Origin of the sequence: Parabacteroides sp. AF19-14 (assembly GCF_003635485.1) — a bacterium.
Classification (GTDB): Bacteria; Bacteroidota; Bacteroidia; order Bacteroidales; family Tannerellaceae; genus Parabacteroides; species Parabacteroides distasonis.
Map to the genome: position 1 here is coordinate 94,397 of NZ_QTMJ01000010.1, position 19,587 is coordinate 113,983.

Annotated in this window: 19 protein-coding genes; 11 read left to right on the top strand and 8 right to left on the bottom strand. The window is 48.8% G+C overall.

What is annotated here, in order from left to right:
- Positions 1–159: 159 nt before the first annotated feature.
- The 3 genes from DWX33_RS23170 to DWX33_RS11720 form a co-directional block, all read right to left on the bottom strand.
- A complete protein-coding gene (locus DWX33_RS23170; RefSeq protein WP_333559168.1) occupies positions 160–324 on the bottom strand; it encodes a hypothetical protein in 165 nt (54 codons plus the stop codon).
- Between the two features lie 235 nt (positions 325–559).
- A complete protein-coding gene (locus DWX33_RS11715) occupies positions 560–2,131 on the bottom strand; it encodes an ATP-binding protein (protein ID WP_122380454.1) in 1,572 nt (523 codons plus the stop codon).
- 147 nt (positions 2,132–2,278) lie between these two features.
- A complete protein-coding gene (locus DWX33_RS11720) occupies positions 2,279–2,479 on the bottom strand; it encodes a hypothetical protein (protein ID WP_005868570.1) in 201 nt (66 codons plus the stop codon).
- Positions 2,480–2,588: 109 nt separating this feature from the next.
- Between DWX33_RS11720 and DWX33_RS11725 the strand changes: the two genes are divergently transcribed.
- The 6 genes from DWX33_RS11725 to DWX33_RS22385 all read left to right on the top strand — a co-directional run bounded on the left by DWX33_RS11725 (position 2,589) and on the right by DWX33_RS22385 (position 6,721).
- Positions 2,589–3,131: a BT4734/BF3469 family protein gene (locus tag DWX33_RS11725; protein ID WP_005858738.1), complete on the top strand. Its 543-nt coding sequence runs from the start codon at positions 2,589–2,591 to the stop codon at positions 3,129–3,131.
- Entirely contained in the window at positions 3,128–4,918 is a 1,791-nt protein-coding gene (locus DWX33_RS11730) for a DUF3987 domain-containing protein (protein ID WP_122380455.1), read from the top strand. The genes DWX33_RS11725 and DWX33_RS11730 overlap by 4 nt, the downstream gene beginning before the upstream one ends.
- A gap of 85 nt (positions 4,919–5,003) precedes the next feature.
- Entirely contained in the window at positions 5,004–5,198 is a 195-nt protein-coding gene (locus tag DWX33_RS11735; RefSeq protein ID WP_005868558.1) for a DUF4248 domain-containing protein, read from the top strand.
- Positions 5,199–5,299: 101 nt separating this feature from the next.
- Entirely contained in the window at positions 5,300–5,725 is a 426-nt protein-coding gene (locus DWX33_RS11740; RefSeq protein WP_008779379.1) for a D-Ala-D-Ala carboxypeptidase family metallohydrolase, read from the top strand.
- A 120-nt stretch (positions 5,726–5,845) separates the two neighbouring features.
- Entirely contained in the window at positions 5,846–6,337 is a 492-nt protein-coding gene (locus DWX33_RS11745; protein ID WP_057326604.1) for an HU family DNA-binding protein, read from the top strand.
- A 252-nt stretch (positions 6,338–6,589) separates the two neighbouring features.
- Complete coding sequence (locus tag DWX33_RS22385) at positions 6,590–6,721, top strand: smalltalk protein (protein WP_005868555.1); 132 nt, start codon at positions 6,590–6,592, stop codon at positions 6,719–6,721.
- A gap of 301 nt (positions 6,722–7,022) precedes the next feature.
- Here DWX33_RS22385 and DWX33_RS11755 read toward each other — a convergent pair whose 3' ends face one another.
- The 4 genes from DWX33_RS11755 to DWX33_RS11775 all read right to left on the bottom strand — a co-directional run bounded on the left by DWX33_RS11755 (position 7,023) and on the right by DWX33_RS11775 (position 11,849).
- Complete coding sequence (locus DWX33_RS11755) at positions 7,023–8,936, bottom strand: nucleoside-diphosphate sugar epimerase/dehydratase (protein WP_122380456.1); 1,914 nt, start codon at positions 8,934–8,936, stop codon at positions 7,023–7,025.
- A 16-nt stretch (positions 8,937–8,952) separates the two neighbouring features.
- Positions 8,953–9,333 carry a hypothetical protein gene (locus DWX33_RS11760; protein WP_122380457.1) on the bottom strand — a complete coding sequence of 127 codons (381 nt, stop codon included), beginning with the start codon at positions 9,331–9,333 and terminating at the stop codon, positions 8,953–8,955.
- An 11-nt stretch (positions 9,334–9,344) separates the two neighbouring features.
- On the bottom strand, positions 9,345–10,409 hold the full coding sequence (locus DWX33_RS11765) for a transcription termination/antitermination protein NusG (RefSeq protein ID WP_009017042.1): 1,065 nt from the start codon (positions 10,407–10,409) through the stop codon (positions 9,345–9,347).
- A gap of 507 nt (positions 10,410–10,916) precedes the next feature.
- Positions 10,917–11,849: a site-specific integrase gene (locus tag DWX33_RS11775; protein WP_008772578.1), complete on the bottom strand. Its 933-nt coding sequence runs from the start codon at positions 11,847–11,849 to the stop codon at positions 10,917–10,919.
- A gap of 86 nt (positions 11,850–11,935) precedes the next feature.
- Here DWX33_RS11775 and DWX33_RS11780 point away from each other — a divergent pair, with 86 nt between their 5' ends.
- The 5 genes from DWX33_RS11780 (at position 11,936) to DWX33_RS11800 (ending at position 16,371) form a co-directional block, all read left to right on the top strand.
- Positions 11,936–12,325, top strand: a complete 390-nt coding sequence (locus DWX33_RS11780; RefSeq protein ID WP_005858748.1) for a DUF2007 domain-containing protein — start codon at positions 11,936–11,938, stop codon at positions 12,323–12,325.
- A 13-nt stretch (positions 12,326–12,338) separates the two neighbouring features.
- Positions 12,339–12,521, top strand: a complete 183-nt coding sequence (locus DWX33_RS11785) for a hypothetical protein (RefSeq protein WP_005858749.1) — start codon at positions 12,339–12,341, stop codon at positions 12,519–12,521.
- Positions 12,522–12,686: 165 nt separating this feature from the next.
- Positions 12,687–14,021 (top strand): NADP-specific glutamate dehydrogenase, encoded by a 1,335-nt coding sequence (locus DWX33_RS11790; protein WP_122380458.1) that lies wholly within the window; start codon positions 12,687–12,689, stop codon positions 14,019–14,021.
- A 188-nt stretch (positions 14,022–14,209) separates the two neighbouring features.
- A complete protein-coding gene (locus tag DWX33_RS11795) occupies positions 14,210–15,640 on the top strand; it encodes an RNase adapter RapZ (RefSeq protein WP_005868544.1) in 1,431 nt (476 codons plus the stop codon).
- Complete coding sequence (locus DWX33_RS11800; RefSeq protein WP_121961431.1) at positions 15,637–16,371, top strand: nucleotidyltransferase family protein; 735 nt, start codon at positions 15,637–15,639, stop codon at positions 16,369–16,371. The genes DWX33_RS11795 and DWX33_RS11800 overlap by 4 nt, the downstream gene beginning before the upstream one ends.
- A 96-nt stretch (positions 16,372–16,467) precedes the next feature.
- Here DWX33_RS11800 and DWX33_RS11805 read toward each other — a convergent pair whose 3' ends face one another.
- Positions 16,468–19,422 (bottom strand): PEP/pyruvate-binding domain-containing protein, encoded by a 2,955-nt coding sequence (locus DWX33_RS11805; RefSeq protein WP_121961432.1) that lies wholly within the window; start codon positions 19,420–19,422, stop codon positions 16,468–16,470.
- Between the last annotated feature and the right edge of the window lie 165 nt (positions 19,423–19,587).

The window sequence follows — 19,587 nt, forward strand, 5'->3', positions numbered from 1 at the left end:
TAGGAGACCTTCATAGTAATTATTGCCATATATCATTTCACGGATGACACTACTCATCCAACTCTTTAGTTGTAGGTCATAAGACTTGCAGGTTCAAATGAACGTATGAAGATAGTCTACTTGCTGTTTAAGTTTTGGTAAGTCCTTACTGATAACACCTCAGATAATCACATTATCTTCCTTATCATAACCATGTATAACAAAGTCCCTCAGACCAACGACCCTCCTCCCATTATCAATTTGTATATCCGGATCTATATCCAAAAAATGATTGGTAGCTTCCCCTATAATCTCCAGTTCACGTTCTACTACCCAACGCAACAACTTATTTTACTCGTAAGCAATAAAATCCCTTTCCTCCCCAAAATATTCCTCAATGGATAAAACGGATTATTGGATATCATAGAGATATTTCCGAATGCTACAACTGAATTCATATCTTTCCTCTTACGATTCGATCACGAGCATAACTTATTTTTTCTTATAACACAAGCTTTTTCCGGTAAAAGAAGTTATCACCTCAAACCCGTTACGAACCTAAAACGTTTGTTTTTTATAATTACTTAGACAAATTACTATCGATAACCCAATCCCCCAACGTATGCCGCTCACTATCAAAATTAATCCCAACCTTTACGATCGGCAACCCACAAAGGGCGAAGCGCTCCGGGTAATTGCGCAAATTGATTTGCTCAAGGGCTATATCTGCGGTCCTGTTTAACTTCAATTCCACGACATAGAGTGTTGTCGATGTGCGCATCACCATATCCACACGGCCTTTCGGGGTACGGACTTCCACGTCCACATACATTCCTAGCAGGCTGAAGATCGTGTAAAGCAAGGACTGGTAATGGCCCTCGTAATCCGTATTGTCACATTGGGGGATGGTGGACAGGAAGGTCTGCAATAAACGCAGGGCATCGTCCATCCGCTCTCCAGAGATCGCCTCGAAAAGAAGGGCTACCGTAGTAAGTCCATCCGCTGTGTATTGATGCAAATAATTGGGCAATAAGCTTTTCATCAATCCCATACGAACCTCTTTATTGGGGATGTCAAGCGTGTACAAATTCGTGAGCGAGGAATAGTCCTTTATCGTGATGTAACCGCTCTGATAGAGCAATGGCGTAATATCGACCATCCGTTCCGTGGGTGCGTCAAACGACTCTGCCAAAACCTTGCGTGCGCCTATTTGCTGGGGTTTCACGTGATACTTGTTCAGCATCTCGATCAAATAGGTGGGCGTACCGCTACCGAACCAATAGGAATTTAGTTTACTGTCGGCCAAGGCGTTCAACAGGCTGAACGGGTTGTATATATCGGGCGACGGCCACGTGAAATGGTAACCGTCATAATTCGATTTCAAGGCACCCAAGGCACCCTCCGGAGAAACGCCGAGGTTGTCGGCCAAACGACCGATACCCTCGCCCATCTGCTCACGCATCTCCTCCTCCGTGATGCCACAGAGGGCGGCGTACTCCGGGAGCATGCTGATGTTCTTTATATTGTTCAACTCACTGAAGATGCTCAATTGGGAGAACTTGGTAATTCCGGTCAAGAAAACAAAACGCAAATAAGGATCGCAGGCTTTCAGCGGACTATAGAAGTTACGCATCACGTCGCGAAGCTTCGGCAGCTCTTTCTCCTCATGCACCACGTCCAGCAAGGGAGCGTCGTACTCGTCGATCAAGACAACCACCTTTTGACCGGTCTGGGCGTAGGCACGTTTGATGAGACTTTCCAGACGTTGGTTCGTATAAATAGCGCTCTCATCACGTCCGTATATCTGCTCGTAACCATACAATTTCCTCTCCAACTCACTCAGAAGCCGATCCTTGTCCATATGCTTTGCCGTGCTCATGTCGAAATGAAGCACCGGATAGCTTGTCCACTCCTTCTCCAGACACTCGATAGCCAAACCCTCAAACAAATCCTTTCGCCCCTCGAAATAACTATGGAGCGTAGAAGTAAGCAACGACTTCCCGAAACGGCGGGGACGGCTCAAGAATATATAACCAGACGCGCCGTGTGTCATTCGGTAGACCAATTCCGTCTTATCTACATACACATAATTCCCCTCTCTCAATTTGGAGAATGTCTGTATCCCTATCGGATATAATCGCCGCCCTTCCATCTTCGTCTCTGTTTATTGGTTCGTCAAGACAAATATAACGTTATTTCCCTAAACGATCAATTTTCAACCCTCTATTTTTCTATTCCACGCCTCATTGCCCTATACACCTCCTTGAGCGCCCCGGCCCCATACCCCATGAACTCCGGTTCATCCATCTCTACGCATAGTTCTTGTACCAAGCGGGTCAGACTCTGGGGATTGATACTCTTTTTTTTTCGCTTTGCTGTAGGTGGCGGTGCCTACGTGGGCCTCCGCACAAAACTCACGGATAGAGATTCCTAACCGCTTACGTGGAAATTCCACTAACTCATCAAATAAAATTTGGTTCAAATCTAAATTTTCCTTCATACTATGCTAATTTTTATTAAACAATCATCCGATATTTCAGCCTATAGGCTGAAACGCAGAATCAATTATTAGCAATAGCTTTAGAAAATTAATCTGAAATCCTATTGATATGGACCAACAAATGTCTTACTTTCTTCCTCCCATCACCAACACGCTTCCTACCGGGAACTGTACACTACGGGAAGTGTACCGATGGATCACCGAGGATAAATCTCTCGAAACGGTTACCAACGAATTACGCGCCTTCATCAGGGAAGGCAGGGTAGCGGAATACCGCCAACTCAAACAGCGACAACTGCCGTTCGTAACGCCCCACGGCGTTTTTTCCCGTCGTAAGAGCGACGCTCTCATCTCCGCCTCGGGGTTGGTAGTGGTCGATATCGACCATCTCGCCTCTCTCGAGGAGGCGGAACAACTCCGGGACCACCTCTTCGAGGACCCCTATCTCGGGACCCGCCTCGCCTTTGTCAGCCCCGGAGGACTGGGAGTGAAACTTTTCATACCCGGAGACGAGACCGTTCGATGGGCCATGAGTTACATACAGCTCCTGTATGCCGACACCTTCAAGGGTGAGGTGGATACCTGTGGCAAGGATATCGCCCGCTGCTGTTTCTTGTCTCACGATTCTAACGCTAAAATATTCATACCATGAACAACGATCTTTCCAAACTAGTAGAAGCCGTACGGGCGGCCCATGCCGACATCGCCCCCACTTACGCCGAGTATGTACAATTGGCTTTCGCCATCGCCACCGATTGCGGGGAGGCAGGACGTAGCGACTTCATCAGTCTCTGCGAGCCATCGTCCAAGTTCAACGCCCTACACGCCAACAAGCTTTTCTCCAGTGCCTTGCGCACCGGAAACCAGAATGTCCATCTGGGCACCGCTTTCCACTTGGCCAAGCTGGCGGGCGTGGAAATAGGTTTCAAGTTTCAAGGTTTCACGAAACCCTTTTCCTCACACACACGTGTGAGTACATATAATACAGCCGATACGGTAGATCAAGCCCACGAGACCAGCGATCGGGAAACCGAGGCAAACGGCGCCCCACTCCACATCGGCAGCGAGCCTTACACCTCCCTGCCACGACTGGTACCCGGCTATCCATGGCCCTCGTTGCTACGGGACATCCTCGGTTTCGCCGATAATGCCGAGCAGCGGGATATCCTTTTGCTCACGGCTCTCACCGCCCTAGGCGCCACCTTGGGCAAGACGGTGCGTTGCCTCTATGGGATGCATTGGATCTATCCCTGTATCCAGCTCTTCGTGATCGCTCCGCCCGCATCGGGTAAGGGCATCATGGCGTGGCTGCGTAAGTTTATCGAGCCTATCCACCGGGAGATCCGCCAACAAGTGGACCTAGCGATGAAACAGTACCGCCAAGATTTGGCGGCCTATCATGCCTTAGGCAAGGAGAAAGCCAAGATGGAGATGCCCCAGATGCCTAAAAACAGTATGTTTATCATCTCCGGCAACAACACCGGGACGGGTATCTTGCAAAATATCATCGATTCGGACGGCACCGGTATCATTTTCGAGACCGAGGCGGATACCATCACCACCGCTATCGGGGGTGATTACGGGCATTGGAGCGATACGCTCCGTAACGCTTTCGACCATGCCGGGCTCTCGTTCAACCGACGGACCGATAACGAATACCGGGAATGCGATTCCACCTTCCTCTCGATGGTGCTCTCGGGTACGCCCGGACAGGTAGCGCCGCTTATCCCCTCGGGCGAGAACGGGCTCTTCAGCCGTGAGGTCTTCTACTACAAATCGCAGATCCGGGAATGGATCGACCAATTCTCCGTCGACGAGGTAGACGCCGAGAAGGAATTCCACCGGATGGGCTACGAGTGGAAGGCCACGATCGATCAGCTCAAGTGCCGGGGTACCATTACCTTGCGCCTCGACGAGCGGCAACAAGCCGCTTTCAACGACAGCTTCGTACGTCTTTTCCTGCGTGCCCGGCAATCCAACGGGCAGGAGATGAACAGTTCCGTGGTACGCCTCGCCATCAACCTCGTACGTTTCATGGAGGTGGTAGCCATGCTTCGTGCCTTGGAACAACCGGAATTACTGCTGCCGGCCCAAGGCATCAACAGCGACAACCTAAAGGACAAGATCATCGGAGGCTGGGAACTCCATATCACCGACGATGACTTCGCCGCCCTTCTGACAATGGCGGAGCCGCTCTACCTCCACGCCACCCATATCCTCTCATTCCTGCCTACCGGCGAGATCACCAGCCGAGGCCTCTCGGAAAAGGACAGTCTGCTCAGCTCCATGCCAGACGAGTTCACCACCGTCCAATGGATGGAGGCCGCCGAGCATGCCAACATCCCCAAGAACACCGCCAAGACATGGCTACGCCGACTATGCGACTCCGGAGCCCTCCTGCATGGCGAGCATAAAGGGATTTACTTGAAACCCTTATAATGTACGTACGTGTGTGTGAGGAAAGAGGGTTCATGAAACCTTGAAACTTGAAACTCTCCTATAGTCATTTTAAAATTCAATACAGATGAAAAAAATAGATCTCGCCCGTCAATATTGCCTGACAGGCACCCCTTCGAACGCTTTGCATAAGTTGAACCGATATATCCGTGACGTGAAAGGACTGAAAGAGGCCCTTATCCGTCATGGTTATCACTCGAAAGATCGCTCCATCACGCCGAAGCAAGTACAGATATTCTATGATTTTTTAGGGGAACCCTAAAATTCTTCTCCTAGAGCGAATAGGTGGAAACAAATGGTATATCCGGGCTTTCCGCCTATCGTATCTTTGCTACAGAAACAAAAACATCAACCTTGTCCCCTATGCGCTACTTTAATTATCAAGAGTTTGAAGACTCCGCCACGGCCCGGCGAGACGGGATCGACAACAGCCTCACCCCGGTGGCCCGGAGGATGGTCACGATCCTAGTGGAAATGCTGTTAGACCCGCTACGGCGGGTCTGGGGCAGCCCCATCGTCATCAGTAGCGGCTATCGCTGCCCCGAATTGAACATCCTTATCGGGGGAGCCAAGCACAGTCACCACCTCCTCGGTTGCGCCGCCGACCTGATAGCCGGCTCTCCAGATGATCATCGCCTCTTGTTCCGACTGATACAAGAGACGCACGAGCTGTGCGGACTCGAGTTCACTCAGCTCATTCTAGAGCCCGGCGCCCGATGGATCCATATCTCTTACGTACCCGGCAACCTTCGCTGTCAGGTTATCGATAAAGAAAAGTCGCCTAATTGACTTAAGTCTTTCAAACCGAAGACTTAAATCAAGGAGCACGAAAAGCCAAGTCATCAAGCGTGAGAACTCAACTCATCATCCCCCAAGTTCTTTATGTATCACTTAAAATATCTTACGATTATGTCATTAAACTATTCCATTGCCATGATGGGCAACCCGTTGAAAAAAGAGGAACCCAAGAAAGCCTACGCCAAGGCGCAAACCAACGGCGAGCTCAGTCTAAAAGAGCTATCTACCCTGATAGCGAGTAAATGTACGGTGCACCAAGCTGACGTTTCGGCCGTGCTCATCGCCACCACCGAGTGCATGCTGGAAGGTCTGAAAGCTGGCAAGCAGGTGGATTTCGGCGATCTGGGCGCCTTCCGCCTCCAGATCAATTCCGGGGGAGCGCCGAGTGCCGACCTGTTCACCTCCGACTATATCAAGGGGGTGAACATCCAGTTCGTCCCCGGCGAGGAACTTCAAGTCATCTTCCAAGGCCTCAAGTTCAACCTCGTCCCCACCCGGGCCGCCCAAGCCGCCGTCATCAAGGCCCAGAAGGCCGGTAAGACAACAGTGGATATCTCCGGTAAGAACGGCTCCTCGGACTCCGAGTCGCCTGACGAGATTTAGTGTTACTTTTGGCTTGACCCAAAAGTAACCAAAAGGTCAAGGCTGACGCTGACGGGCTACTTCGAGACCTACGCTCGCTGTCGCATCCCAACTCGCTTCGCTCAGACAGGGATGCTCCGGACGCTCGCTTCGGTCTCTTCGCTTTACGCCCGTCCGCTGAGGCCGTCCAAAGGAAAGCGTCGCTTTCCTCTTATATCCTCCGTGGTATTTTAATTCTCAATTCATAAATTATAAATCAAAAATTCAACCATCATGATCACACAAACCTATCCTGCTCCGGAAACCTCTAAGAAGAGCGTTTGGAGCATTATCTTAAAAGTCATCATTGCCGTGGCCACCACAATCGCCGGAGCATTCGGACTACAAGCCTGCCAGATGCTCTAGTTTAAAGTTGGCTCTCACTCTTCACATCCCTCTTTACATTTAAGTACATGTGCGCATATCATATACATAATATAATACTTACAAAAGAGGGGGATGTGAGACCTCCTCACAGAGCCGGAAGGCTCTACATCCGGCCTAAGCGGACGGGCGTAAAGCGGAGAGACCGAAGCTAGCGGCAGGAGCGTCCCTGTCTGAGCGAAGCGAGTTGGGACGCGACAGCGAGCGTAGGTCTCGGAGTAGCCCGTCCGGTTAAGCCTTGAACTTTTGGTTACTTTTCTTTCAAGAGAAAAGTAACGACAAGCTATCCATCCAAGACCTCGTACTTAGAGTGCCGGCTTTTGAACTCGGGGACGATCGCCTTCATCTTGCCCACGATGGCCATATCGTCCCTCGAGCGGCCTAGGCCGACGAGTTCATCTATATCTTGGCAAACCGTATCATAATCGTACTCCCGTACCTTGGCGATCTTGATCTTCGGATGGAAGGTAGGCAGCGTGATCTCCTCGTCGTTCAGTACCTCCTCGTACAGCTTCTCGCCGGCACGAAGGCCCGTGAAACGGATCCCCACGTTCTTGGCGCCCGAAAGCTGGATCATACGTTTCGCCAAGTCGATGATACGCACGGGTTTGCCCATGTCGAAGACGAAGATCTCCCCACCGTTACCCATCGTACCCGCCTCCAATACCAACCGGCAGGCCTCCGGGATCAGCATGAAGAAACGGATGATATCCGGATGCGTCACTGTCACGGGACCGCCCTTGGCAATCTGTTCACGGAACAATGGGATCACGGAGCCGTTAGAACCCAGCACGTTGCCGAAGCGGGTCGTAACGAACTGCGTCACGCCTTCCACATGGCCCTCCTTGATCGCTTTGTCGAGGCTCTGCACGTAAATCTCGCAGATACGTTTCGAGCAACCCATCACGTTCGTGGGATTCACCGCCTTGTCCGTGGAGATCATCACGAACTTCCTCGTGCCATACTTCACGGCCAAGTCGGCGATCACACGGGTACCGTCCACGTTGTTACCCACACTCTCACAAGGATTATCCTCCATCATCGGAACGTGCTTATAAGCTGCCGCATGGAACACGTAGGCGGGGCGATGCTCCGAGAAGATCTCCTCCATGCGAGACTTGTTAGCGATGTCCGCCACCAAGGTATAGGCGTTGATATCCCGCCAATCCCTCGCCATCATCAAGCGGATGTCGTGCAAGGGAGTTTCCGCCTGATCTACCAAGATCAAGCGATCCGGAGCGAACGAGGCGATCTGGCGCACCATCTCGCCACCGATGCTGCCGGCGGCTCCCGTTATCAGGATGCGTTGACCACGAAGCAAGCGGCCCACCGCCTCCATGTCTATCTCTATCTTTTCCCGGGGAAGCAGATCCTCGATCTCAACCTTCCGGAGTTGTGTATGTGTCAAATCGCTCCTGCCATCCCATTCTTGCGCCGCCGGGGTCACGTAGATCTTGATCCCCGCCTCCGCCAAACGGGCCACCATATCCGGCTGTTCCCGGATGGAGTCGCTCTTCAAGGGGGAGACGAAAAGGATCGTCGCCCGCTCCCGGCGCATCGCATCGATCAGCTCCTCATCGAAAGGGTACACACGCACTCCCATCAATATACGATTCTGCATGTTCCCGGCCTCCGAGACGAAGCCTGCCAGCACGTACTGTGCGGGATCTTGGTTCTGGATGCTCTTCGCCAAACTGATACCGCCCTGCTTCACGCCGAAGATAAAGGCACGCTCAGCCTTCGACTGGCGAAAGGTCGTCACGTAGAAATACTTCACGAACACACGCATCGCCCACATCAAGCTCATCGCCAGCAGGGAGGATAGCACAAGGTCTCGTTTACGGATATACACCAAGTAAGGCGAAAAATCCGTAAACTCTTGGAAGGTCACCACGCAAACCACACCGAACAGCACGGCGAAGCCCACCCGTTGCAAATCCACGAAGGAAGAGTAACGAATGATGCCCGAATACGTACGGAACAGCCTAAAGCCCACCAGATAAGGCACTAGGCAAACACCCCACGTGAGCGACAGGTGCCAAAAGATGCCCATCGTGGCGAAGATCCCGTTATTCAAGGCATATACCAGCAAGCCTGAAAACAGGATCACCAAGCAATCCAACAGGATAATGCTCCAATACGGCAACGCTTTCCTTGAGAAATACCACGTTGAGAGTTTAGAAAAAAGGTTCATCATGAATAAAATTTTTGGTTCATGTCAGCTGGGGCAAGCCCTCCACCTCACCGGCATGCCATCTTCGGTAGTCAGTCAAGGAGGACTCGGGGACGGTCAGCACCACGTAATCCGTCTCGTCCCGCCTCAAAATATGTTTACGGGCGTACGAACGCAACGAGCGATCCGTCACGGACACCATCACGATTGGGAACGGGTAGGCGAACAGGCGCAGCGGCGTGATCTCGCTATCCGGGAAGGTGAGACACAACTGATAGGCAGAACGCTCGAAAGCCACCCAATAAGGACCCGTACAATATAAATGGATCGAGGTACGGTTCGTGCGCTCACGATCCATGATATCGCTCAGATGCTCGTTTAGTAACGTAACCAAGCGTATGCCAGAAGGAAGAGAAGGCATGTTTTGAATTTTTAATTTTCAATTCCCACGTGTTTTAGCCAGCGGTCGTAGTCGGCTAACCGACGGATCAAGGATAATTTACTCTTCTTCGGGGAGGATTCCCGGCTCCACGGATCGATCAACTCGTGCGCACGATAATAATAGATACTACTATCCGTACAACCATAAAGCGTAAGTAGTAATAATGCCAACGACTGTTCCGCACGAATCAAGGGTAAGAACGAGACGATCGTTCCGATCAACGACTTTTGCCGCTCCTCGTCCCCTAGTATCGTATAGGCGGGCAACAAGAGAGAATAGAGCTTGCACCGCATCACGGCAGAATCCAGCTGTAACTCTCCATAGGCACGCAAGGTCTCGGTCGCCAGCTCACGATCTATAGCCGTAACGCCACCATCCCCCCAATGACGGCCCAACGCCTCATGAAGACCATTTTGTATCCGGGAATTGTCCAAACGGGTATATACATGCTTGCCTTCCTCGGCCAAGCTGATCACCTCATACTCGCCCGGCTGAACACGCAATAAAGGAACCCACATCCAGTTGTCCACGCATACCATTACCTCCCGCTCGCCGACACCGGGCTGTATTACTACACTTGCCTCAACACCTTTGAAACGACCATCCGTGATGCGTATCCGGTCTCCTTTACGCAAATAACCCGCTTCCGGCACATACACCGGAAGCTCATCCGAGTAAGAACGGGCCACCCAACGCAAGTTTTCCATCTCACGATCGGAGACAAAAGGATATGAGCCACGGCCATCCACGCTAGGCAGGAAATTATACAAGGGAAAATCTCGTTTCAAACGAAAGATCTCATACACAGAAGAGCGGATAAACACATAATTGTAGAGCAACGGACGGTGAGTCTCCACCAAACGCCCCTCACGGCGATGCATCTCCACGAAAGAGGGGGCGAAAAAATCGAACGTAGGCTCGCCCAAACGCACCCTGCGATCTAACTCCTTCTCCAAACCCTTGGCTGGACCTTTGTGACAAGCGGGAAGAGATAATACATACCATCTTACGGTGTGGACATCACGCAATGGTAAAGGGGGAAGATCATGACCCATAGATACTTCAATGCCATATCAGCACATTCTATTAATACGCTGATAATCTAATACTTAAATCAAATATTCTTTTCTATTCCCGAAAATTTTAAAGCAATAGAAACCATGTCAATATCTCTTCTATCGGGACGTGGAAGATCGGCTACTTGGGAAGTAGCGTAAAAGATAGGAAATGATTATTACCCAGTTGTAGAGACGGAGCGTGCTCCGTCTCCCACCATCTGGCAGTAATTTAAAATACCCATTTGAGGGGATGAGACGGGGCACGCCCCGTCTCTACACGATGTTCGTACGATTTTTTTGGGAGACGTGATGATGCAGGAAATATGAGGTCGTTTCGTCTCCATTGTCGTGTCCATACACCACGAATAGAAACGAAAAATCGAGGAAAGATAAATTTAGAAAACAAACAAAGCCTACACAAAGCCTAAAAATTGTTTGTTATTCGGTGTTTTTTACTAAATTTGCGGCGTGGAAGATTACGCTACTTCCCAAGTAGCCGATCGCCTACCCCACCTTTGATACATTATTATATATGCTCTCGAAGCAAGCCTTGTTCACCGCAGACATCTTATCCAAAGAGAAGCTCTTCAAATAGATTTGCGTCGTCTTGATTGATTGGTGTCCCAGCAATTCGCTGATCATCTCGATCGGTACACCCTGTTCCTTCAAGGTCGTTGCGAAAGAGTGACGGATTGAATACGAGGTAACCATTTCCGTCACACCACAGGCATTTGCCAGTTCCTTCAAGGAACTGTTGAAATCAGCCAAGGCAGAGGTATATTCCCGGAAGGCCTCTTCACCCGTTTTCGTCCCACTCAAGAAAGTGAATAGATAAGGAGAATCCCGAAGCGTGCCGGTCATTAACGCAGCCAACAACTCCTTGGCCACAGGCTGTATCTCGACCAACATCGGCGTACCCGTCTTCTGGCGGTTATACCTCAAGACACCATTCCGGATATCACTCTTTTTCAAATGAGCGAAATCGACAAACGCCATACCGCAAAACAAGAACATCAAACACAATGCCCGCTGTGTTTTCCGCAGCCCCGAATCATCCAACGGAGCGGTCATCAACAAACGCAAGGATTCCGTAGGCAACGCCTTCTTCTGTTTGCTTTTCACTCCCATGAAAATCCCCTTGAACAAATAACGGGAAAAAGGAGCCTCCCCATTCTCCATCGCCAACCCATACACACGGCGAATCCTACGCATATAGGTAGACACCGTATTCCACGAGCATTCCCGGTCCCGCAAATAGTCTTGATACCTCAAAAGCATTTCCCGGTCGATACGGGTATAAGGAATCACCTCCTGCCCACAAAAACGCAGGAATGAATTCAAGGCATCTTGATAACTCTTGGCGGACGAATAACGTCCTTGCTCTCTCAATCGGGCTATATACATCCGCATACCTTCCGCTAAATCATACTGTTTCATATTTTCACGTATAAAAAAAGTAAATTACAATAAAAAACACGGTTAATTCGTGATTGTCTACTTACATTTGCAGAAAAACAAATACCATGGACAAGATCGTAGAAATAGCCCGGTTCACCTATCCGGCGGATGCCCAACCGCTGATGGCCCTGTTGAGGTCAGAAGGGATAGAATGTTATCTCCGCAATGAGTTAAGCAGCCAGATCATGGCCGGTTACGTAGACGTAGGCGGCGCACGGGTGGAGATTCTGGAAAGCGACGTTCCCCGAGCCATGAAGATCATGGAGGAAGGCGGTTACGACCTACCCCGGGAAGACGAGCAAGCGGAACCGGTAGAACAAGTCGCCGGATTCGCACGTCATATCCCTTTTCTACGAAAATATCCCTTAGAGAAACAAATCATGATCCTATTCGTCATCATAGCTGTCTTTTTGGCTTTGGTGATTTACTTCGGATCGCTTATTTCATCAAACTAAACAAATGTAATCAATGGCACGCAGAAAGATAACAAATAGTCAAGCCGTATGTATCACCTTACTATGGGGTGTCTTATGCTACATGCTGCTTGTATACAGCGAAACGATCAATTTCGACGTCATATTTGCCCTTGTAGCCTCCGCTATCATTGTGTTCGTTCCGATCTATAAGAATTTCAAGCATAGAGACGAATAACATTTCGTCGTTTTTTCAAACTTAATATATCTAAATGATATTTTTTATGCATTTTCTCTTTCAATTATTTGCTAGTGTCAAAAATTAGCTTACCTTTGCCACGTCGTTAAACAAACGGCGTACGGATAACAAAATGGTATAACATTCTAAATATAAAATTCAGTCATGAAGGCAAGTGAAGTTTTAGACAACTTGAAAAGAAGATTTCCGAACGAACCGGAATATCATCAAGCAGTATCAGAGGTTTTAGGGACTATCGAGGAAGCTTACAACGAGCATCCGGAATTTGAGAAAAGCAACTTGATCGAGCGCCTTTGTATCCCCGATCGCATTTTCTCTTTCCGTGTAACTTGGATGGACGATAAGGGACAAATCCAGACGAACATGGGTTACCGTATCCAGCACAACAACGCTATCGGCCCGTACAAAGGCGGTATCCGTTTCCACGCTTCCGTAAACCAATCGATCCTTAAGTTCTTGGCTTTTGAGCAAACGTTTAAAAATTCACTGACTACATTGCCGATGGGTGGTGGTAAAGGAGGTTCCGACTTTAGCCCGAGAGGAAAGTCAAACGCTGAGATCATGCGTTTCTGCCAAGCCTTCATCCTTGAGTTATGGCGCCATATCGGTCCGGACACGGATGTTCCCGCCGGCGATATCGGTGTAGGCGGACGTGAGGTGGCTTATATGTATGGAATGTACAAGAAATTGGCTCGTGAGAATACGGGCACATTCACGGGTAAGGGTATCGAGTTCGGAGGTTCCTTGATCCGTCCGGAAGCTACAGGTTACGGAAACGTATATTTCTTGTTGCAGATGCTGAAAACCCGCAACATTGACATCAAGGACAAGGTAGTTTGTGTATCAGGTTCCGGAAACGTGGCTCAATATACGGTAGAGAAATTAATCAGTCTTGGAGCGAAAGTTGTCACGATGTCTGATTCCGACGGTTATATCTATGATCCGGATGGTATCGACCGTGAGAAACTGGATTATATCATGGAGTTGAAGAACTTGTATCGTGGCCGTATCCGTGAATACGCGGAGCAATACGGATGCAAATATGTACAAGGCGCTCGTCCTTGGGGAGAGAAATGTGACATCGCTATGCCGAGCGCAACCCAGAATGAGTTGAACGGCGACGATGCCAAGACTTTATTGGCTAACGGTTGCTTCGCCGTATCCGAGGGTGCTAACATGCCTTCTACACCAGAAGCTATCGACGCATTCCTTGAGGCCAAGATCCTTTACGCTCCGGGTAAGGCCGCTAACGCAGGTGGTGTATCCGTTTCCGGTCTTGAGATGACTCAGAACGCACAGAAGTTAAGCTGGAACAGCGAGGAAGTAGACCAGAAACTTCAGAGCATCATGGAAAACATCCACGAGCAATGCGTAAAATACGGAAAGCAAGAGGATGGTTACGTAAACTACGTGAAAGGCGCCAACGTAGCCGGTTTCATGAAGGTCGCTAAGGCTATGATGGCACAAGGAATACTCTAGGTAATTGAAAATTGAGAATTGAGAATTGAAAATTAGTTAGAGAGGAGAGATTGATGATCATATAAGCGAGGGGGATAGGCTTTGAGAGGCTATTCCCCTTTCTTATTTCCGACGAAGTCCCAATTTTCAATTTTCAATTCTTAATTTTCAATTAAAAAGCGGTATCTTAGTGCCGTAAATCGATAAGTATGATAACAGAAGAACTTAGGAAGCTATACCAATCATATACCGGATCACCGGCAGAGGAAATAACGGAGTTACCGTCATCCGGCTCTAACCGCCGGTATTTCAGGATAAAAGGTCCTGAGACGTTGATTGGAGTTAGTGGCACTTCTATTGAGGAGAACGAGGCTTTTATCTATATGGCAAAACATTTCCGGGGGAAGGGCTTACCCGTACCGCAAGTATATGCCAGCTCGGACGACCATTCATTTTATATCCAAGAAGATTTAGGAGATACGCTTCTTTTCAACGCCATCGAGAAAGGCCGTAAAAGCAGTGTATTCGACGAGGAGGAACGCCGTTTATTACACAAAACGATCACCAAACTCCCCGACATCCAGTTCTTGGGGTCCGACGGTTTCGATTTCTCATATTGCCATCCGCAAGCCGAGTTCAACCAACGGTCTATCCTTTGGGACTTGAATTATTTCAAGTACTGTTTCTTAAAGGCTACCGGGATGGAGTTTCAAGAAAACCGTCTGGAAGATGATTTCTTGAAGATGAGCGACGTATTGTTACGCAGTTCATCCGCCACGTTTCTATACCGCGATTTCCAGTCACGCAATGTTATGGTAAAGGACGGAGAGCCTTGGTTCATTGATTTTCAAGGTGGACGAAAAGGCCCGGTTTATTACGACGTGGCTTCCTTCCTTTGGCAGGCGAAAGCGAAATATCCGGAGGATCTGAGGAATGAATTACTATCGGATTATATCACGGCCCTACGTAAATATATCCCGGTAGACGAGGCTTACTTCCATAGCCAGCTGCGCCATTTCGTCCTGTTTAGGACCTTGCAGGTATTGGGGGCTTATGGTTTTCGGGGGTATTTCGAGAAAAAGCCTCATTTCATCCAAAGCGTCCCGTTCGCGATCGAGAACCTGCGGCAGTTATTGAAGAATGACTATCCGGAATACCCCTATTTATGCTCCGTCCTTCGTGAGCTTACCGGGTTGAAACAATTCACGGACGATATCCAGAAACATATGCTGGAAGTAAAAGTCATGAGCTTCGCCTATAAAAAAGGAATCCCGAACGACCCTAGCGGGAACGGAGGTGGATTCGTATTCGATTGCCGTGCGATAAATAACCCCGGTAAATACGAGCGTTACAACCATTTCACCGGTTTGGATGAGCCAGTGATCCAGTTCTTGGAGGATGACGGGGAGATCACGAACTTCCTCGAGCATGTCTACCATATCGTAGACGCCTCGGTAAAACGATATATGGATCGTGGATTCACCAATTTGATGATTTGTTTCGGATGTACGGGAGGACAGCACCGTTCGGTCTATTCCGCACAACATCTGGCGGAACATCTTAACACCAAGTTCGGAGTAAAAGTACATTTAGTACATAGAGAACAAAATATAGAACAACTCTTTAACCCTACATTATGAAAGCTATGATTTTCGCGGCCGGTACTGGTTCCAGACTGAAGCCGTTAACCGATCACACGCCAAAAGCGCTTATACCTATCGGGGGCAAACCGATGCTAGAACACGTCATACTGAAACTGAAATCCTCCGGTTTCGACCAGATCGTGATCAATATCCACCATTTAGGCAACCAGATCGTGGATTTTCTGGAGGCGAACAACAACTTCGGTGTCCGGATCGAAATCTCGGACGAGAGCGATTATCTGCTGGACACGGGAGGAGGAATCAAGAAGGCCACTTCTCTTTTATGCGGGAACGAGCCTTTCTTGATACATAATGTCGATATCTTATCGAACGTGGATCTCAAGAAACTATACGATACCCATGTACAAACGAACCCGTTGGCTACCTTACTCGTCAGCCAGCGCAATACCTCACGTTATCTATTATTTAATAAGGAGAATAGACTGTGTGGTTGGCGTAATCATGAGACCGGCGAGGTAAAATCTTACTATCCCTATTTTGACCCGGATCAACACAACGAGTACGCCTTTAGCGGAATCCACGTACTTTCGCCCAAGATATTGGAGCTGATGGAAGAATGGACCGGAAAGTTCTCTATCATTAACTTCTATCTGGCTATTTGCGCCAAAACCGATATCAGGGCTTATATGGCGGATAACCTAAAACTATTGGATATCGGCAAGCCGGAAACCTTGGCCGCCGCCGAGGAATGGCTACGAACATTATAAAACAGTACAATAGGCATTATAAGCCTCTAACGATGGGCATTATAAAGGGCTAACAACTGCGATCGTTAGCACCTTACAATGCCTATTGTTATTTTCTCAAGATTTCAGCACCACGCCAAGACTTTTCTTCCCATCCATCTTAATCGTAATCGGAGCATCAAAACGTACATGACGAAGATATTCCGTCTCCTCTACGGCAGGTTGCGCATTCAAGAACGCCTCATCGAACCAACCATCTCCCTTAAATGGATTAACCGTAAAATAGCCCACTCCGAACGAAGTCAGGTTCTGGAAGAAATGGGTACCTTGACTCGGGTCTACCCGATAATTCTCCAATCCGCATTCCACGATCACCCGTGCGTTACTGATATGCGGCCATTTCACCGGGATACCCAACCAAGAGTCGCTGCTCCCCCATCGGCCGGGGCCGACTAATACGTATCCTTTCTCCTGATCGGTGAACGAACGGTTCATCTTCTCGATCTCATAAGCGATCAACTGATTATTGGATGAATTAAAAGCGCCCGTCTTCACATAGATAATATCCTGTACGTCGCCAACGATACCATGCCCCAAAACACTGGTAGAAGAAAGGATGGTTTCCTCGTTCTTCACCAAGCTCAGATCCTCGTCCATAATCTCTTTATTATCTACGATCGGACGGATTTGCAACAGATAGAAAGTCGCCCTTGTATGATCCGACGGGTCCATGTTGACAGCGAACTCAATCTCTACCGGACGGCCCATTTCCTGCTGCCCGATCCGTAAGATCTGATCCAACGTATCCGCCAGCGGGAACACGTCATGCTGTAGGATATTCACGAAAGAAAGGATCTTACGACCGCCCGGATAATAACCGTCACGGATAATCTGATCGTACGGATCGTATGTAGAGACAATATATTTCAAGGAACCTTCAGCGTCAGCGTCCTTCAAGCCCAGCTTCACCAAGTTAAAGGCATCATCTACCGAGAAGGCTTCCGCCATATTCTTCAAATCCAAGGCATAGAAACGAGTCTGAGTCTCCCTAAGAGCGAAATCCATCGTACTCATCTGCAAGATGCTATGGGGATGTCGGGGAGAGAAACGCAAGGTTTGCCCGCCATCGACGATATACTTACCCAATCCCAAGGCGATATTCGCGATCCCATCTTCCGCCTTCTCGTTACCGATCGGATAGAAATTCAAGGAACGGGCCACGCCCGACATCGTCGGATAGAAATGATCATTATAACGGGAGCCCACCACTTCTTGCAAGACGATAGCCATCTTCTCCTGATCGATCAAGTTCGAGGTAGCCGTCATATACGCCTTACTATCCTTATAAAAGACAGAGGCATACACCGCCTTGATAGCGTCGCTCACCGTACGGAGCATATCGTATTTCTCCTCGATCTTAGGTACCATATACGTAGAATAGATCCCGGCGAAAGGTTGATAATGCGAATCTTCCAGCAGGCTGGAGGAACGCACGGCGATCGGGCTTTTCACCACATCGAAGAAAGCCATCAAGTCCTCGATTAAACGGGAGGGCAAGCTGGCCCGCAAGAAATACCGGAGGATCGTCTCGTCGTCCGCATCGCCCAGCGCTACCGGATACAACTCGTTCGTCTCCATGAACTCGTCGAAGATATCGGTACAGATCACGACCGTCTTCGGGATATTCACAGCAAAATTATCACTCTCCAGCTTAGGGTATCGCTTCACCATCGCACCGATAAAAGCAAGACCTCTACCCTTACCTCCCAGCGAACCGTCGCCGATACGGGCAAAATTACTATACTCATCAAAACGATCCTTCTGATAAACCGCCACGACACCCGTGTTCTTCATCCGGCGATATTGCACGATCAAGTCGAAAATCAATTTCCGGGCCTCATCCATATCCTTATAGTCACTCACGTCCACATGCTTCAAAACCTCGGCGGGCGGAAACATGGCACGGGAATAAAAGAAACGGGAGAAATGATTCCGGGAGAGATGGTAAACCAGCGAGTCGTCGGGAATCTGAAAGACTTTCTTTTGAAGGTCTTTCAAATCCTTGATGCGCATGATCTCCTCTTTCGTATGCGGATTCAAGATCACGAAATCGCCGAAACCGAAACGCTGCATGATCTTCTTTTTCAAATCCTGCGGATAACTCTTGGAATTCTTATCGATAAACGAGGCGTTCAGTTCCTTCGCGTACACATGGTTGCTGGCCTCCGAAGATTCCAGCACGAAAGGAATGATCAAACCCGTTTTCCGAACATACTGTCCGAACTTATAACCGGCATACGGATCTTTCACGCCATTGTGCATAAAACTCATATCCGAGATAATACCCAACATATTATCCCGATACTGATCAAAAATACGTACCGCCTCCTCGTAATTCCGGGCCAATTTGATCTTCGGACGACCCCGCATACGCAACGTACGCTGGTGATCGTTCAACGCCTCCTTCGCGAACATTTGGCTCTGCTCCAACACGAACTTATATAAATGAGGCAAAGCGGACGAATAGAAACGAATGGAATCCTCCACCAACAAGATGATCTGTACGCCCACGCTGGCCGTATCGTCCGGAGCGTTCATCTTATCCTCGATCAACTTGATAATCGCCAGTAACAACTCCGAGTTACCCAACCAGCTGAACACATAATCGATAGCGCTCAGATCCTCGTTGGCGATCCGCTTAGACACCTCTTTCGAGAAAGGAGTCAATACAACGATCGGGATATTCGGATAATGCACCTTTATCTCGCTCGCCGCAGCGAATATATCCCGGTTATCCATATTCGGCATGCAAATGATCAATTCGAAGTTCCGGTTCTTCAACTCATTCAAAGCCTCTTCCTCGGTAGTCACCTGCGTAAACCGGGGTGGGTAACGGAGGCTTAAGGAAGTATATTCGTTAAATATCTGCTCATCTACACGCCCGTCATCTTCCAGCATGAAGGAATCATATTTCGTAGCGATAAGCAATACATTATATATACGCTTATTCATTAGATTGGCAAACGGGGTGTCTCTGAACACCAAGTCTTTTAAGTTCGGTATACCGCTCATAATAGATTCTGATAGAATTATTCGAGTCAAATGTAAGGAAAAATAATAACTATTGAAACATGAAAGTACGCATTCTGACTCTAACTGAAGATTTTTAGGTTTTCACTGATAAAAAGTAAGCGAAACTCTTGGTCATTCCAAAGAATTACCTACATTTGCCAACAG

Excerpts from the sequence above, each read along its gene's own strand:
- DWX33_RS11715 (WP_122380454.1), bottom strand. The coding sequence starts at position 2,131 with ATGGAAGGGCGGCGATTATATCCGATAGGGATACAGACATTCTCCAAA.
- DWX33_RS11720 (WP_005868570.1), bottom strand. The coding sequence starts at position 2,479 with ATGAAGGAAAATTTAGATTTGAACCAAATTTTATTTGATGAGTTAGTG.
- DWX33_RS11725 (WP_005858738.1), top strand. The coding sequence starts at position 2,589 with ATGGACCAACAAATGTCTTACTTTCTTCCTCCCATCACCAACACGCTT.
- DWX33_RS11730 (WP_122380455.1), top strand. The coding sequence starts at position 3,128 with ATGAACAACGATCTTTCCAAACTAGTAGAAGCCGTACGGGCGGCCCAT.
- DWX33_RS11735 (WP_005868558.1), top strand. The coding sequence starts at position 5,004 with ATGAAAAAAATAGATCTCGCCCGTCAATATTGCCTGACAGGCACCCCT.
- DWX33_RS11740 (WP_008779379.1), top strand. The coding sequence starts at position 5,300 with ATGCGCTACTTTAATTATCAAGAGTTTGAAGACTCCGCCACGGCCCGG.
- DWX33_RS11745 (WP_057326604.1), top strand. The coding sequence starts at position 5,846 with ATGTCATTAAACTATTCCATTGCCATGATGGGCAACCCGTTGAAAAAA.
- DWX33_RS22385 (WP_005868555.1), top strand. The coding sequence starts at position 6,590 with ATGATCACACAAACCTATCCTGCTCCGGAAACCTCTAAGAAGAGCGTT.
- DWX33_RS11755 (WP_122380456.1), bottom strand. The coding sequence starts at position 8,936 with ATGATGAACCTTTTTTCTAAACTCTCAACGTGGTATTTCTCAAGGAAA.
- DWX33_RS11760 (WP_122380457.1), bottom strand. The coding sequence starts at position 9,333 with ATGCCTTCTCTTCCTTCTGGCATACGCTTGGTTACGTTACTAAACGAG.
- DWX33_RS11765 (WP_009017042.1), bottom strand. The coding sequence starts at position 10,409 with ATGGGTCATGATCTTCCCCCTTTACCATTGCGTGATGTCCACACCGTA.
- DWX33_RS11775 (WP_008772578.1), bottom strand. The coding sequence starts at position 11,849 with ATGAAACAGTATGATTTAGCGGAAGGTATGCGGATGTATATAGCCCGA.
- DWX33_RS11780 (WP_005858748.1), top strand. The coding sequence starts at position 11,936 with ATGGACAAGATCGTAGAAATAGCCCGGTTCACCTATCCGGCGGATGCC.
- DWX33_RS11785 (WP_005858749.1), top strand. The coding sequence starts at position 12,339 with ATGGCACGCAGAAAGATAACAAATAGTCAAGCCGTATGTATCACCTTA.
- DWX33_RS11790 (WP_122380458.1), top strand. The coding sequence starts at position 12,687 with ATGAAGGCAAGTGAAGTTTTAGACAACTTGAAAAGAAGATTTCCGAAC.
- DWX33_RS11795 (WP_005868544.1), top strand. The coding sequence starts at position 14,210 with ATGATAACAGAAGAACTTAGGAAGCTATACCAATCATATACCGGATCA.
- DWX33_RS11800 (WP_121961431.1), top strand. The coding sequence starts at position 15,637 with ATGAAAGCTATGATTTTCGCGGCCGGTACTGGTTCCAGACTGAAGCCG.
- DWX33_RS11805 (WP_121961432.1), bottom strand. The coding sequence starts at position 19,422 with ATGAGCGGTATACCGAACTTAAAAGACTTGGTGTTCAGAGACACCCCG.